Genomic DNA, 15,706 nt, shown 5'->3' on the forward strand with positions numbered 1-15,706 from the left:
CAGCACTAAGCGATTTCAGGGGTGAGGGTCATGCGGCGGCTTTTTCGGTCGGTGTGGGGAATTGTTGCGGCCGTTTTCCTGACCCTGAGCCCCGCGCTGGCGGCCGATCGCAGCATCACGCTGCTGCCCGGCGCCGATCTCCCCGGCTTCGATTATTCGGTGCTCAAGGACGTCGATATCGACGCCTGCGAGGCGGCGTGTATCGGGGACCGGATCTGCCGGGCTTTCACGTTCAATGAGAAGGCCAACTGGTGCTTCCTCAAGGGCGCCGTGGGGCCGGAGACGGCGTTCGATGGGGCCACTTCGGGTCGCGTGGAGTTCACGCCGACGCTCGAGGCCAGCACGGCCGAGAGGCTGGGGGAGCTGCCGTTCCCGGCGCAGGATCTCGTCGACTCGGCGCGGTACTATGCCACCAGCCTACCGCAGACCGATCCGCCGCCGCCGGATGTGAGCTACGCCGATCTGGTGGCTGCAGGCGATGCTGCGGCGGCGCGGTCCAACCCGGCTGCGGCGATGGTGTCGTACCGGCAGGCGCTGGCGATCAATGCCAACGATCCGGCGGTGTGGCTGAAGCTGGCGGCAGCGGGCGAGGCGCGGGCTGTCGTCGAAGCGGCGGCGGGCAATGGCGTCTATGAGCTAGGGGTCAACGGCTCCTATGCGGCGGCGAATGCACTGCTCTTGTCGGAGACGATCGCTGAACGGGCCGCGGCGCTGGGGGCACTGGCTGCGGCGCTGGAGCGGCGCGAGATGTGGCGCGAGGCGATTGCGAGCTATCGCGCCAGCGTCGGGCTGATAGACGATACCGAGCTGCAGGCGCGGCTCGACAAGGCGGTGGCGGAACATGGGTTCCGCGTCACCTCGAACCAGGTCGATGCCGAGGCGGCGAACCCGCGGATCTGCGCGGTATTCTCCGATCCGCTGCCCGCGGGCGGCACGGACCTTTCGAGCTATGTGGTGGTCGACGACGCGCCGACGGTGGCGGTCGAGACCGAGCAGAGCCAGATCTGCATTACCGGCGTCGAGCATGGCCGGCGCTATCACATCAAGCTGAGGGCCGGGCTGCCGTCGGCCGGTGGGGAGGAGCTGCGCTCGGATGTCGAGCTCGACCTCTATGTGCCGGATCGCGCGCCGTTCGTGGGCTTTGCCAACAATGCCTATGTGATGCCGGCGGGGCTCGGCGGCGGGCTGCCGATCACTTCGGTGAACGCGAAGACCGCCGACGTGGTGATCTACCGGATCGGCGATCGCTCGATCGCGACGGCGGTGCGCAACGGGATTTTCCAGCGCACGCTCGACGGCTATTCGGCCGAGGACGTGGCGAATTCGACCGGCGAGAAGACCTGGGAGGGTCAGGTCGACCTGGCGCAGGGCGCGCCGAACGCCATGACCGTCACCGCCATCCCGGTGGCGGAAGTGCTCAAGGACGTCCAGCCGGGCGCCTATGTGGTGACCGCCAAGGTCAACGGGGTCAATCAGGAGTTCTGGAAGGAAGTCGCGACGCAGTGGTTCATCGTCACCGACCTGGGGCTGACCACGGTTTCGGGCGACGATGGCCTGCATGCATTCGTTCGCTCGCTGACCAGCGCGCAGCCGGTGGCTAATGCCAAGGTGCGCCTGATTGCGGTGAATAACGAGGTGCTCGGCGAGGCCGTCACCGACGCACAGGGGCGGGCGGATTTCGCGCCGGGCCTCTCGCGCGGCGAGGGCGGACGGGCGCCGCAGCTCATCACTACCGAGACCGATGGCGGGGACTATGCGTTCCTCGATGTGTCGAAGGCAGCGTTCGATCTGACCGATCGCGGTGTCGAGGGCCGGCCGTCGCCGGGGCCGCTCGACCTGTTCGCAACCACCGAGCGCGGCGTCTATCGGCCGGGAGAGACGGTGTTCGTCACGGCGATCCTCCGCGATGTGCATGCCAAGGCGGTGACCGACCTGCCGCTGACCATCGAAGTGCAGCGGCCGGATGGGGTTGTCGATTCCACCGAGCTGCTGAACGACCAGGGGGCCGGCGGCTATTTCGACGCCATCGCGCTCACCGGCGAAGCCATGCGCGGCTCGTGGCAGATCCGGCTTTACGCCGATCCCAAGGCCGAGGCGCTGACCAGTGTCGGCTTCCTCGTCGAGGACTTCGAGCCCGAGCGACTGGCTTTCGAGATCACCGCCGAGGACGCGCCGATCAGGACGGGCGAGGTGACCCCGGTCACCGTCGCGGCGAAATATCTCTATGGCGCCACGGCGCCCGATCTTGCGGTCGAGGCGGATGCGGTGCTGCGGCCGGTGACTTCGCTGGCGGGGTATCCGGGCTATGTGTTCGGCCGGCTCGACGACACGTTCGAGACATCGCGGGAGCCGCTCGGGGTCGTCGGCACCACGGATGCCGACGGCAACGTCGTCGCCGAAGTGACGGTGAGCGAGCCGCAGGCGACGACGCGGCCGCTCGAGGCACAGCTGATCCTGCGGCTGGTCGACAGCAATGGCCGCGCGGTGGAGCGCAGCCTCAGCCGGCCGGTGCTGGCTGATGTCACCCGCATCGGGGTGAAGCCGCAGTTCGAGTCCGGCAACGGGCTTGCCGAGGGCAGCGCTGCCGGGTTCGACGTGATCGCGGTGGCGCCGGACGGTAAGACCGTCGACAAGGCGGGGCTCGAATGGACGCTGTCGCGGGTCGAGACGAACTACCAGTGGTACCGCAATAACGGCACGTGGAAATGGGAAGCGGTCACGACGACGCGGGAAGTCGCGAACGGCACGGCCGATGCGCTGGCCGCTGGTCCGGTGACGATTTCGGCGCCGGTGGACTGGGGCCTCTACCGGCTCGAAGTATCGAGCACGGGCGAGGGCGCGACCTCGACCAGCTATGAGTTCTATGCCGGATACTATTATCCCGAAGCTGGGTCGGACACGCCGGACACGCTGTCGGTGGCGCTCGACAAGCCGGCTTATCGATCGGGCGAGACGGCGATGCTGAAGCTCGATCCGCAGTTCGCGGGCACGGCGCTGGTGATGGTGGTCGACGATCGGATCATCGACATGCAGGCGGTGGAGGTGCCGGAGGGCGGGATTTCGGTGCCGCTGCAGGTGACGGACGACTGGGGCCCGGGCGCGTATGTGACGGCGATGCTGTATCGGCCGGCCAGTGCGGAAGCGAAGCGCATGCCGGCGCGGGCGCTGGGCCTCGCGTTCGCCGACGTCGAGCCGGGCGACCTGAAGCTCGACATGACGCTCGATGCGCCCAAGCAGGCGCTGCCGCGCCAGCCGTTCACGACGACGGTGAAGCTCGCCAATGTGCAGCCGGGGGACAAGGCCTACGTGGCCGTCGCGGCTGTGGATCTGGGTATCCTCAACCTTACGCGGTTCCGGGTTCCGGATCCGGATGGCTGGTTCTTCGGGCAGCGCCAGCTCGGCGTCGAGGTGCGCGATCTTTATGGCCAGCTGATCGACCCGATGCAGGGGACGCCCGGCGCGGTGCGGTCCGGTGGTGACGAAGGCGCGTCGCGTCTCGGCACGCCGCCGGCGACCACTACACTGGTGGCGCTGCATTCGGGCATTGTCGAAGTGGGGCCGGACGGCACCGCGACGATCAGCTTCGACATGCCGGATTTCAACGGCACAGTGCGGCTGATGGCGATGGCGTGGAGCGCCGGAGCGGTTGGTCATGCTTCGGCGGACGTGATCGTGCGCGATCCGGTGGTGGTGAATTTGAGCCCGCCGCGGTTCCTCAGGCTCGACGATACGTCGCGGCTGCTGGTCGAGGTCAACAATGTCGACGGCGCGGCGGGCACCTACAAGGTGGCGCTCGAGACCGGCGACGGGCTCTCGACCGATGCGCCCGAGACCAGCGTTGACCTCGCGGCCGGTGGTCGCGTGGGCCTCGACCTGAAGCTTACGGGCACGGCGATCGGGGACCAGAGTCTCAGGGTGATCGTGACGGCGCCGAATGGCGATGCGCTGGTCAAGGAGCTGGTGCTCGGGGTGCGTGCGGCCAGTGCGCCGGAGACGACGAGCCAGGTGATCCCGATCGGGGTTGGGGAGACGGTGAGGCTCGATGCCAGCTACTTTGCCGGCATGGTGCCGCATAGCGGGTCACTGACGCTGGCAGTCGGGCCGATTGCCCGGCTCGATGTGCCGGGGCTGCTGATGCAGCTCGACCGCTACCCCTATGGTTGCGCCGAGCAGGTTTCGAGCCGTGCCCTGCCGCTGCTCTATCTCAACGAAGTCGCCTCGATGATCGGGTTGGGCGATGACGAGGCGATCACGCAGCGGGTGAAGGACGCGATCAAGAACCTCTTATCGAAGCAGACCTCCAACGGCGGGTTCGGGCTCTGGGGGCCGTATGACACGACCGACCTGTGGCTCGACTCCTATGTCACCGAGTTCCTGCTGCGCGCCAAGGCGGAGGGTTATGAGGTGCCGGAGCTGGCGATGACGCGGGCGCTCGACAACCTCGGCAACCAGGTGTCCTACGCCACCGACTTCACCGTCGGCGGCGAGGACGTGGCCTTCGCGCTCTATGACCTGGCGCGGGCCGGCCGGGCTGCGATCGGGGACCTGCGTTACTATCTCGAGGCGCGGCTCAGCGCCTTCGGTTCGCCCTTGGCCAAGGCCCAGCTCGGTGCTGCGCTGGCGCTTTATGGCGACCGGACCCGGGCGGCGACGGCCTTCCAGGCGGCGGTCGAGGACCTGCAGGTGCGCGAGGACCGGGCGAAGTACCGGGCGGACTATGGCAGCCAGCTGCGTGATACGGCGGGGGTGCTCGCACTCGCCGCCGAGTTCACGCCGTCGGGTGTCGATATCGCGGCGCTGACCACGAAGCTCGCGGCGCTGCGCGACCAGGCCCGCTACACCTCCACCCAGGAGGATGCGTGGACGCTGGTGGCCGCGGCGGCACTCGGCCGCGAGGCCGGGGATGGGACGATCACCATCGATGGCGAGCCGCTGACCGGCACGGTGTATCGCCGCTACGACCAGGAGATCTTCGACGGCGCGCCCGTCGCGGTGACCAATAACGGCAACCGGGCGACCGAGATGAAGGTGACGGTCACCGCCATCCCGGCCGTGCCGCCGCCGGCGCGCTCGAACGGCTTCACCATCACGCGGGAATACTTCCTTCCCGATGGCACGCCGGCCGATCTCGCGAGTGTCGCGCAGAACGACCGGTTCGTGGTGGTGCTGACGACGCAGCCGACGCAGCTGGGTTCGGGACAGTATGTGGTGGCCGATCCGCTGCCGGCCGGGTTCGAGATCGAGAACCCGGACCTGCTGCAGGGCTCGGGCGTCGCGGACCTGAGCTGGCTCACGGTCGATCCGCCGAGCCATGTGGAATCGCGGACCGACCAGTTCGTCGCCGCGTTCCGCTTCACCGCGCAGGCGAGCAGCGTCACCACCGCCTACATGGTGCGGGCGGTGTCGCCGGGGACGTTCGTGATGCCCGGGGCGACGGTCGAGGACATGTATCGGCCCGAGCTTCGCGCCAATACCGACGCGGGCACGATCGAGGTCAGCGCGACTGGGCGATGAGCACCGTCGCGCACAAACAAAAGTCTCGGCGCCCGCGCGCGCCGGGGCTCTTTACCGCGACGCTGATTGTCCTCGCGGGGGTGGCGCTGGTTGGCAGCCAGTATGGCCTCGCCGTGCTGCGCGATATCCGGGCGACGCTGCCGCCGGTGCCGGTGGTGTCGGCGCTGCCGGTTTCGACGGCGGTGGTCGACAGGGCAGGGCTGCTGCTGAGGCCGTTCACCACGGATGGCGGGCGCTGGCGGCTGCCGGTGAGTGTCGGCGAGGTGGACCGGCGGTTCATCGAGATGCTGCTGGCCTATGAGGACCAGCATTTCGAGGAGCATCACGGGATCGACTGGCCGTCGATGCTGCGGGCGGCGGTGCAGTATGCCGGAGCGGGGCGCATCGTTTCGGGCGGCTCGACGCTGACCATGCAGGTGGCGCGGCTGATCGGCGGGGAGCCGACGCGCAACGTGGCCGGCAAGGTGCGCCAGATGGTGCATGCGGATGCGCTGGAGCGGGCGCTGAGCAAGGACGAGATCCTGACGCTCTACCTGACGCTTGCCCCCTATGGTGGCAATATCGAGGGTATTCGCGCCGCCAGCCTCGCCTATTTCGGCAAGGAGCCGGCGCGGCTCACCACGGCCGAATGCGCGCTGCTGGTGGCGCTGCCGCAATCGCCCGAGGCGCGGCGGCCGGACCGGGATCCGGCGGTGGCGCTGGCGGCGCGGAACCTGGTGCTCGACCGCATGGTCGGGGCGGGGGTGATCGGCGCCGAGGAAGCGGAGGCGGCGAAACAGGAGCCGATCCCGAAGGCGCGCCGGGAGTTCCCGATGCTCGCGGCGCATCTGGCGGAGGAGGCGGTGAAGGCGCGGCCCAATGCGCGGCAGATCGCGTTGACCGTCGACCGGACCTTGCAGGCGAAGCTCGAACAGCTCGGCGCGAACCGGGCGGCGCAGCTTGGCTCGAAGCTTTCGGTGGCTATTGTCGTCGCCGACCAGCAAACCGGCAATATCCTTGCCTCGGTCGGTTCGGCCGGGCTCTTCAATGCCGACAGCGACGGCTATGTCGACATGACCGAGGCGGTGCGCTCGCCCGGCTCGACGCTGAAGCCGCTGATCTACGGGCTGGCGTTCGAGCTTGGCCTTGCCCATCCCGAGAGCCTGATCGAGGATCGGCCGACGGCGTTCAACGGCTACGTGCCGGTGAACTTCGACGGGTTCAGTCGTGGCACGGTCACCATCCGGCAGGCGCTGACGGAGTCGCTCAATATCCCGGCGGTGGTGGTGCTCGACGCGGTGGGCCCGGCGCGGCTGGTGGCGCGGATCAAGCGGGCGCATGCCAATCCGCTGCTGCCGGCGGACACGGCGCCGAGCCTCGCGGTTGGGCTTGGTGGGGTCGGGGTGACGCTGCGCGACCTGGTGTCGATCTATGCGGCGATCGGGCGGGGCGGGACGCCGGTGGTGCTCAGGGACGGGGTGAAGCCGGTGGCGGAGGAGACGGAGATTCCGGCGCCGGTGCTGGATCCGGTGGCGGCCTGGTATGTCGCCAACGTGCTCGCCGACGTGCCGCCGCCGCTCAATGGGTCGCCTGGGCGGATCGCGTACAAGACGGGCACGTCTTACGGCTATCGCGACGCGTGGGCGATCGGGTTCGACGGCGCGACGGTGATCGGGGTTTGGGTGGGGCGGCCGGACAATGCGCAGGTGCCGGGGATCACCGGGATCGCGGCGGCGGCGCCGATCCTGTTCGAGAGTTTCGACCGGCTGGCGGAGAAGACCGTGCCACTGCGCGATGCGCCGCCCGGGGTGATCTTTGCCTCGAACTCCAAGTTGCCGCTGCCGCTTCGCCGCTTCCGGCATCCGGACGACCAGAAGGTGAAGCGCGATGCGGCGCCGGAGATTGCCTATCCGAGCGACGGGGTCGATGTGGACCTGGGACTGGCCTCGGGGAACGAGGCGCCGCTGATCGTCAAGGTGCGCAACGGCGTGCCGCCGTTCACGTTCTTTGCCAACGGGGCGCCGTTCGGGCGCTCGGCGTTTGCGCGGCAGAACAGCTGGCGGCCGGATGGACCGGGCTTCGTGACGCTGTCGGTGGTCGATGCCGAGGGGCGGTCGGATAGTGTGAACGTGTTTTTGGACTGAGCGGGTGGTGCCCCAAACTCGGTGCCATCCCTGCGGAAGCGGGTCGCAAGAGCCGAGCAGACGGCCCCTCCCATCCCTCCCCATAGAGGGGAGGGTGCCGCATCGAGTACGTGGCACCAACTCGCCTAGCCACCGGCCGGGCACCTCCCCTTTATGGGGGAGGATGGGAGGGGGCTCTCTGCTTCAGTACGCGCCCGCTACTTCGTGATCGTCATGCCTTCCAGCTGCGCGACATCCGTCGGCAGCTCCCCGTCTCCTGCCGCCAAACCATTCACCTGCAAGATGTACGCCACGAGGTCGGCGTAGGTTTCGGCGGGGAGGGTGCCGGGGCGGGAGGGGGGCATCTTGTCGTGGGCGTGGGTGTAGAGCGCGGCGACGGACTGGCCCCGCCACTTGCCGTCGAAATATTCGCCGGCAAGCGGCGGGCCGTAGGTGGCGCTGATCAGGTTCTGGCCGTGGCAGGAGACGCAATTGGCTTCGTAAGCGACCTTGCCGCGCTCGGCTTGCGCCGCGGTGAAGGTCGGCGGCGTGCCGGATGCAGTGCTCGCCGCATCGGTGGACGGGACGGCGGCGGTGTCGGTGCTGGCAGCGGCGCCGGCAGCGGCGGCATCGCCCTCACCCTTGTAGGTGAAGACCAAGATCGAGCCCGGATTCTGCATCGTCGTGGTGGTGCCGCCCGCCAGCGCCTCGGCGAGCCCGCCCGTGTCGGTCGCTACATAGATGGTCTTCTTGTCGGGGCTCAGCGCCACGTCGCGGAAGCGGTTCTCGGACTGGAAGTAGCGCTCGATCGGACCGCCGAGGCCCTTGCCGTCGGCGCCGAGCGGCAGGCGGTAAAGCGAGCCGCGTTTCAGCGTGGTGACCAGCAGCGAGTTCTCCCAGCCCGGGATGCCTTCGCCGGCTTTTGGCATGTAGGTCTGGATGCTCGAGGCGGCGACGGTCGGCCAGCAGATGAAATCGATGCCCTTGCAGACCGGGTCGGTGAAGTCCCAGTCGCTGGGGACGGTGAACATCGTTGCCAGCGGGTCCTGCATGGGTTCGGTCCATGAGGTCTCGTCCTCGACGGGGACGGAGGGGTCGATGGTGATGTCGCTGAACTGCAGCTGGTCGCAGGGCGTCGTCGCGTCCTTCCAGCGGGCGAACTGGTAGGCCTTGTCGTCGCGGAAACCGGCGACATGCGGCCAGCCGTAATTGCCGCCGGCGACGAGGACGTTCACTTCGTCATCGGTCTTGGGGCCCTGCTCGGAGGCGTAGAGGGTGCCGTCGGGGCCGAAATCGATGCCCTGCATGTTGCGATGGCCGTAGGTGAAGACGTGGCTCTTGACGCCGCCAAGGTCCGGATTGTCCTCGGGGATCGAGCCATCGAGGTTCAGCCGCAGCGACTTGCCCTGGTAGGCGATGTAGTTCTTCGCGGCGAGTTCGTCGGCGGTGGGAAGGCGCTGCGCCTCGATCGGGATGCACCAGTTGCCGAGCTGGTCCTTACCGCCGTCGCCGATGGTGTAGTAGATCTTGCCGTCGGGTCCGATCTTCATGCGGCCCGAGTTGTGGTCGTTGTAGGCCGGGAGACCGACGATAAGCTCGGTGGGATCGCTGAGCAGGCCCGTCGCCGGATCGTAGGTCAGCCGCACCAGCTTGGTGTAGAGGTCGTGGTAGGGGCTGAAGGGATCGGCCACCCAGGAGACGCCGCCGCGCGACTTATCGACATAGGTGTAGGCGGTGTAGACGTAATCGTTGCCGGTACCCTTCAGCAGCCCCGGATCGAGCGCCAGGCCGAGCAGGCCATCCTGTCCGCCGGGGGCGGAGACTTCCTCGATATCGATGGCCACCTGCTTGCTGCCATCGGCCGGGTTGATGCGGGTGATCCTGCCGCCCACGCGTTCGGTGACCCACAGGTAGTCATCGGGGCCCCAGGTGAGTTCCCACGGGCCTTCGAGGCCGCTGGTCAGCACCTTTTCCTCGAACTGCCTGGTACCTGCCACCACGGAGGCCGGCGTGTCCTGGGCGAGTGCCGGTAGTGCAGCGCCCAGCATGGCGACGGCAAGGGCGAGCGTTGCGGAAAGTCTCACGGCGTTCCTCCAATGGTGTCGCGGCCCAACCCGCATGGAGCGGGTTGGTTCCGGCGTGGGCAAGCAGTAACGGAGACAGCGTCACGCCGGCGTTAGGCGTGACGGCAGTTATTGTGCGTCGTGTTTCCAGCCCAGGAGGCGCTCGGCCTTCGACGAATTGAAGAAACTGCGGAAGCCGCTGAGATCACCCTTGATCGGAATATTGGGGAAGTGCTTGGCCGCCAGTTCGAGGCTGGGCACTTCGACAGTGGTGTCCGGGCCGACGATGTAGAACACCTCGTGGCCGACAAAATCGGCGGTGAGGCTCAACAGGCACGCGCGCGCCGCGGCGTCGAAGCGGGTGTAGGCAAAGAGGTGCTTCGCCGGGTCCGGACTTTCGGAGGTGAAGCTGCGCGCCGCGAGCGCCCGCTCCGGCACCACCCAGTGGAAGCGCATGCTGGCGATGCGCATGTTCTCGTAGCGCCGGACGAAGGTGTCGGCCTGCTGCTCGCAGATCCATTTCGACAGGCTGTACGGATCCTCGGTGTAGTTTGGGTGCTCCTCGTCGAGCGGCAGGTAGTCGTAGCGCGGGGCACGGCTGTAGGAATGCCCGATGGCGTTGACGCTCGAGGCCTGGCAGACGCGCAGGATGCCGTGCTCGGCTGCGGCGCGCAGCACGTTGTAGCTGCCGACCACGTTGTTGTTGTGGACGATGTGGTCCGGATGGCGGCCTGGGGAGGGGATGGCCGCCATGTGGATGACGCCGTCGCAGCCGGCGAAGGCCTCGACGAGCTTTTCATATTCGCTCATGTCGGCCTGGACGAAATGCAGGTTGCCCCGCTCCTCGGTCTCGGGCGCCGCGACGCGGTCGATGCAGACGAGGGTGTGACCCTGCTTCAGGGCTTCGGCAGTGATGGCGCGGCCGATGCCGCCGCTCGAGCCGGTGAGTGCGATCTTCATTCACGTGATCCTAGTTCGCGTATACGGCCTGGCGCAGGCCGCGGATGTAGCCGATGGCGTAGAGCCGGCCGAAGGAGGAGTAGCCGGCGTGCTCGTTGCTGTCGCCTTCGACGGTGGGGACGTGGTCCGGGCGCAGCACGCCGTCGAAACCGATGTCCTTGTACGCCTTCATGCAGGCGAGCATGTCGGTCTTGCCGGCATCGTGCCAGGTTTCCTCGAACGCGGTCGGCACGCCTTTGACGTCGCGGAAGTGGACGAAGCTGATCTTCTTGCCGAAGCGCCTGATCTCGCGCGGCAGGTCGTCGGTCATCAGCGTGAAGTTTCCCTGGCACATGGTGATGGTGTTGTGGTCACTCGGCAGCATGTCGATCAGGCGGTGATAGTTGTCGATGGTGCGCATGATGCGGCTCACGCCCTTGATCGGGGTGATCGGCGGATCATCGGGGTGCATCGAGAGCTTGACGTTGGCCTTCTCGGCGACCGGCAGGACTTTGCGCAGGAAGTATTCGAGGTTGGTCCAGAGCTCGGCTTCGCTGATCGGCGGGTTGGAGGTGATGCTGTCGGGCACGTCGTTGGCGTTGAAGCTGGTGACCACCGAGCCGCCGCGCGAGGGCGTCGCCATGTTGGTGCGGACCCAGTTGAAATCGGTCATCCACTCGTAGCACCAGACCGGGATGCCGAGCTTGCCCATGTTGGTGAGCAGTTCGCACACGACGTCGATTTCCGCATCGCGCCCCTCGAGGCCGCGCTTGGCGAGGTTCAGCGGCGGGCGCGACTCGATCACCTCGATCTTGAAGCCACCTTCCGCGTAGCGGTCCTTCATGCGCTGCAGCGCCGAGAGGCTCGAGACACGCTCGCCCGCCTGCAGGGTGTCGAACGGTAGGCCCGCAACCGCCAGGTCGACGCCGGCCTGCTTGGCCAGCTTCCACAGCGGGGACGGCGTGGGGTTGATGAATTCGGCGATTTCGAGCATGGCGCGGAAGGTCCTATGAAGTCGAGGCGTGGGAATGACGGCCGGCAATACGGCTCAAACAACGCTGGCGGCTGACAGAATGAACACGGCCCGGGGGCCGTGTCGCTTATGCTTTCGGAGGTCTGTGGATCAGGAGGGCAGGAACGCCGACAGGCGCTCGCGCACCACCTCGGGCTGCTGGGAATAGAGGTAGCACGAGGCAGTGTGGTGTGAGTTGAGCTCGTACAGAGGCGGCTGCGTCTTGCAGATCTCCATTGCCGCCGGACAGCGCGACATGAACGGACAGCCATGGCTGCGGCCGCCGCCTTCGCGCACCTTGATCTGCTGCTCGCCCCAGCGCCGGTTGAGATCGGGCCACGGGATCGAGTCGACCAGGAGCTTGGTATAGGGGTGCTGCGGCTCCTTGATCACGGTGTCGACGTCGCCGGCTTCCATGACGCCGCCGCGGTAGAGCACGATGATCGACTTGGCGATGTGATAGGCCGTCGTCAGGTCGTGGGTGATGTAGATGATCGACACGCCATGGTCGCGCTGCAGGTTGCGCAGCGTCTCGAGGATGTTGGCGCGCAGCGACGCATCCACCATCGAGACCGGTTCGTCGGCGATCAGCAGGCGCGGCTTCAGCAGCAGGGCGCGGGCGACGTTGATGCGCTGGCGCTGGCCGCCGGAGAGCTGGTGCGGGAAGCGTCCGAGCACGTCCTCGGGGCGGAGGCCGACCGCGGTCAGCGCCTCTTCCATCTTCTTGCGGGCTTCCGCCTTGGTGCGCGCCAGCTTGAACTGCTTGATCGGAACGGTCAGCAGATGGTCGACGGTGTAGAACGGATTGAACACCGCGAACGGGTCCTGGAACACCGCCTGCACTTCGCGCCGATAGGCCAGCTTATCCTTGCCGCGCAGGGTGGTTATGTTCTTGCCGCGATAGAGGATCTCGCCGGTGGTAGGGGTGATGAAGCCCAGCAGCAGCATGGCCAGCGTGGTCTTGCCGCTGCCGCTCTCGCCGGCCACGGTCATGATGGTCGGCTCATCCTCCTTGAGGGTGAGCGAGATGTCCTGCAGGGCGATGGTCGCGTTGGCGTTGATCACCCCGCGCGAATAGACCTTGGTGACGTTCCTGAGTTCCAGAAGGTTAGACATTGAGCGCGTCCTGGTCATAGAGGTGGCAGGCCACCATTCGCCCGCCCGGCAGGGCCTTGAGCTTGGGCTTTTCACTGCGCGAGCGATCCGACGCATAGGGGCAGCGCGGATGGAAGGCGCAGCCGCTGGGCAGGCGGAGCAGGGATGGCGCGAGGCCGGGGATGCCCTGGAACACGCCCTTGTTGTCGAGGTTGGGGAGGCTCGAGATCAGGGCCTGGGCATAGGGATGCTTGGGCTCGGTGAACATCTCCCGGACCGTCGAGATCTCGACGAGGCGCCCGGCATACATCACCGCCACCTTGTCGACGAACTGCGCCATCAGGCCCATGTCGTGGCCGATCAGGATGACTGCGGCGTTGATCTGCTTCTGGACGCGGTCGATAGTCTCCATCACCTGGCGCTGGGTCACCACGTCGAGCGCGCTGGTCGGCTCGTCGCAGATGATGACCTTGGGTTCGAGCAGGATGCCGATGGCGATGCAGACGCGCTGCTTCATGCCGCCCGAGAGTTCGTGGGCGTACATGCGGAAGACGGCCGGATCGAGATCGACCGACTTCAGGGCATGGATGCAGCGTTCGTGGATGGCTGCGCGGCTCTGGCCGTTGAGATGCGACTTCACCGCATCGACCATCTGCTCGCCGATCCGGGTGACCGGGTTCAGCGAGTTCATGGCGCCCTGCGGGATATAGGCGATCTTCGAAAGGCGCGCCTTGCGCATGTCCTCGTCCTTGAGGCCCATGAGCTCGGTGCCGTCGATGGTCACCGTGCCGCCTTCGATGCGGCCCGGCTGCTTGATCATGCGCATCATGGCGAGGGCGAGGGTCGACTTGCCCGAGCCGGATTCGCCCACCATGCCAAGCTTCTGGCCGGCATGGAGGTCGAAGCTCACGTCGTCGAGCGCCTTGGCCCGGCCGAGGTCGGTGTAGTAGGTGACCTCGAGGTTCTCGACCTTGAGGACCGGGGTCTGGGTACCGGCGGCGAAAGGCGCGCGGCGCGTACCGGCCTGGTTGTCTGCGGTTGCAAGGTTCATCTGCGTCACTCCGTCTTGCGCACGCGTGGATTGGCCAGTTCGTCGAGGCCCATGTTGATGAGGGCGAGCGATCCGAGGATCAGGATCATGGCTATCGATGGGGCAATCGGCCACCACCACCAGCCATTGAAGAAGGCGCCCTGCAGCTGCGCCGCCCAGATGATGTTGCCGAGCAGCGGTTCACGCAGCGGCCCGAGGCCGAGCACGGCGAGGTAGAACGAGGCGAACACGGCGGCGAAGACCTGTCCCACGAAGGCCGCGGCGATAAACGGCAGGAGGTTCGGCAGGATCTCCTTGAAGATGATGCCGACATCGGAAACGCCGGACAGCTTGGCTACGGAGACGAACTGTCGCTCCTTCATGGTGAGCACCTGGGCGCGGATCACCAGCGTCGGTCCCATCCAGGCGAGCATCACGACGATCAGCGCCATGGTGATGATGGTGACGTCGCGCTTGTCGAGCGAGCCGGCGACGACCACCTGGATCAGCAGCACCGGGATCGGCGTGAGGATCTGGCAGATGGTGCGGACGGTGGCGTCGATCCAGCCGCCGAAATAGGCGGAGGTGAACCCGAGGACGACGCCGATCATGGTGCCGAGGCCGCCGGCGAGGACGCCGATGATGGCGGTCTGCCACATGCCGACGACCATCGCCGCCACGAGGTTACGGCCGAAGAAGTCGGTGCCGAACGGGTATTGCAGGCTGGGCGGCTTGCGGGTGGCGACCGACAGCGGATAGGCGTGCTTGGGGTTGATCACCATGAAGCCGATCACGGTGAACAGGATCAGGCCGAGCAGGATCAGCAGGCCAACGGCCAGTCCCTTGTTCCGGCGGAAATAGCGCAGCAGCAATACGAGGCCGGTTGGCTGTTCGATCGAGGCTTGTGCGATTGCGGGTGAGGTTGCGGTTAGGGTCGTCAATTGTCCGGTTCCTACTGGTTGCGCACGCGCGGGTCGAGCAGCGGATAGACGAACTCGAGCACTGCCATCAGCACCGCGATGGCGATGGTGATGAACAGCACGATCCCGTAGATGGTCGGGAAGTCGTTCGAACGAATGGCGTTGTTGAGCACCGTTCCGAGGCCGGGGAGGCCGAAAATGCCTTCGACGATGATCGCGGAGGTGACGACCGTACCGAGCGCCAGCGCGAGGCCGGTCACCTGCGGCAGCAGCGTGTTCCTGAGATAGTAGTCGCGGAAGATGCGACCGCCCGTCAGGCCCTTGTGCTCGGCGAAGTTCACGTAGTCCTCGCCCTGGATGGTGACACCCATGCCACGCATCGACAGCACCCAACCGCCGACCGAGCCGAGGATCAGTGCGAGGCCGGGAAGCAGCTGGTGCAGCAGCAGGTCGAAGGCGAAGTCCCAGGACCAGGTCGGCACGACGCCGATCGAGTAAGCGCCGCCCAGCGGCAGGAGCTTCAGACGGAAGCCGATGAAGAACAGCAGCAACACACCCATGATGACGGGGGGTACGCCGGTCAGCAGCACGAAGGGCGTGGCGATCGAGCGCAGCCACTGGGGCGCCTTGGGCCAGGCCGAGATGGCGCCGAGCAGGTTGCCGATGACGAAACTGAGAATGGTGGTGACCATCAGCAGGCCGAAGGTCCAGGGCAGGGCCTGCGCGATGATGTCGGCGACGGTCGCGGGATAGCGGTTGAGCGAATACCCGAAATCCAGGCGGACCACGTTGCCGAGGTAGTTCCAGTACTGCTCGAGCAGCGGCTTATCGAGGCCGAACTGCTGGTTCATGCTGGCGATAAGCTTCTCGATGTCGCCGGAAGAGAAACCGCCGGAGCGCGACAATTCGGCGAAGCGTTCGCGGATGGCGTTGCGAGGACTGAGGCGGGGAACGAAGAAAACGATCGTGGATGCGGCCCAGATGACCAGAACCAGGAAGGATAGACGCTTGGCAATCAGCTTGAAGTTCAC

Annotated in this window: 9 protein-coding genes; 2 read left to right on the forward strand and 7 right to left on the reverse strand. The window is 66.7% G+C overall.

The features are described 5' to 3' along the window. Positions 1-30 precede the first annotated feature (30 nt). Positions 31-5,514, forward strand: a complete 5,484-nt coding sequence (locus JWQ89_RS00720) for an alpha-2-macroglobulin family protein (RefSeq protein WP_299637551.1) — start codon at positions 31-33, stop codon at positions 5,512-5,514. Next, positions 5,511-7,637: a penicillin-binding protein 1C gene (gene pbpC / locus JWQ89_RS00725; RefSeq protein ID WP_299637553.1), complete on the forward strand. Its 2,127-nt coding sequence runs from the start codon at positions 5,511-5,513 to the stop codon at positions 7,635-7,637. The genes JWQ89_RS00720 and pbpC overlap by 4 nt, the downstream gene beginning before the upstream one ends. A 197-nt stretch (positions 7,638-7,834) precedes the next feature. Here pbpC and JWQ89_RS00730 read toward each other — a convergent pair whose 3' ends face one another. The 7 genes from JWQ89_RS00730 to JWQ89_RS00760 all read right to left on the reverse strand — a co-directional run bounded on the left by JWQ89_RS00730 (position 7,835) and on the right by JWQ89_RS00760 (position 15,706). After that, positions 7,835-9,700: a glucose/sorbosone family PQQ-dependent dehydrogenase gene (locus tag JWQ89_RS00730; RefSeq protein ID WP_299637554.1), complete on the reverse strand. Its 1,866-nt coding sequence runs from the start codon at positions 9,698-9,700 to the stop codon at positions 7,835-7,837. 108 nt (positions 9,701-9,808) lie between these two features. Further along, entirely contained in the window at positions 9,809-10,639 is an 831-nt protein-coding gene (locus JWQ89_RS00735) for an NAD(P)-dependent oxidoreductase (protein WP_299637555.1), read from the reverse strand. Between the two features lie 10 nt (positions 10,640-10,649). After that, positions 10,650-11,612, reverse strand: a complete 963-nt coding sequence (locus JWQ89_RS00740) for a mannonate dehydratase (protein ID WP_299637556.1) — start codon at positions 11,610-11,612, stop codon at positions 10,650-10,652. A 129-nt stretch (positions 11,613-11,741) separates the two neighbouring features. Continuing rightward, positions 11,742-12,746, reverse strand: coding sequence for an ABC transporter ATP-binding protein (locus JWQ89_RS00745; RefSeq protein WP_299637557.1), 1,005 nt, complete (start codon positions 12,744-12,746; stop codon positions 11,742-11,744). Beyond that, positions 12,739-13,776, reverse strand: a complete 1,038-nt coding sequence (locus JWQ89_RS00750) for an ABC transporter ATP-binding protein (RefSeq protein ID WP_299637558.1) — start codon at positions 13,774-13,776, stop codon at positions 12,739-12,741. The genes JWQ89_RS00745 and JWQ89_RS00750 overlap by 8 nt, the downstream gene beginning before the upstream one ends. Positions 13,777-13,781: 5 nt before the next feature. Beyond that, positions 13,782-14,696 carry an ABC transporter permease gene (locus tag JWQ89_RS00755; protein ID WP_299637560.1) on the reverse strand — a complete coding sequence of 305 codons (915 nt, stop codon included), beginning with the start codon at positions 14,694-14,696 and terminating at the stop codon, positions 13,782-13,784. 11 nt (positions 14,697-14,707) lie between these two features. Beyond that, positions 14,708-15,706, reverse strand: a complete 999-nt coding sequence (locus JWQ89_RS00760; RefSeq protein WP_299637562.1) for an ABC transporter permease — start codon at positions 15,704-15,706, stop codon at positions 14,708-14,710.

This window comes from Devosia sp., from assembly GCF_028290645.1.
Lineage (GTDB): Bacteria > Pseudomonadota > Alphaproteobacteria > Rhizobiales > Devosiaceae > Devosia_A.

Bases quoted from the DNA above. Each gene is read 5' to 3' on its own strand.
- JWQ89_RS00745 (WP_299637557.1), bottom strand. From the start codon at position 12,746: ATGTCTAACCTTCTGGAACTCAGGAACGTCACCAAGGTCTATTCGCGC.
- pbpC (WP_299637553.1), top strand. From the start codon at position 5,511: ATGAGCACCGTCGCGCACAAACAAAAGTCTCGGCGCCCGCGCGCGCCG.
- JWQ89_RS00750 (WP_299637558.1), bottom strand. From the start codon at position 13,776: ATGAACCTTGCAACCGCAGACAACCAGGCCGGTACGCGCCGCGCGCCT.
- JWQ89_RS00735 (WP_299637555.1), bottom strand. From the start codon at position 10,639: ATGAAGATCGCACTCACCGGCTCGAGCGGCGGCATCGGCCGCGCCATC.
- JWQ89_RS00720 (WP_299637551.1), top strand. From the start codon at position 31: ATGCGGCGGCTTTTTCGGTCGGTGTGGGGAATTGTTGCGGCCGTTTTC.
- JWQ89_RS00740 (WP_299637556.1), bottom strand. From the start codon at position 11,612: ATGCTCGAAATCGCCGAATTCATCAACCCCACGCCGTCCCCGCTGTGG.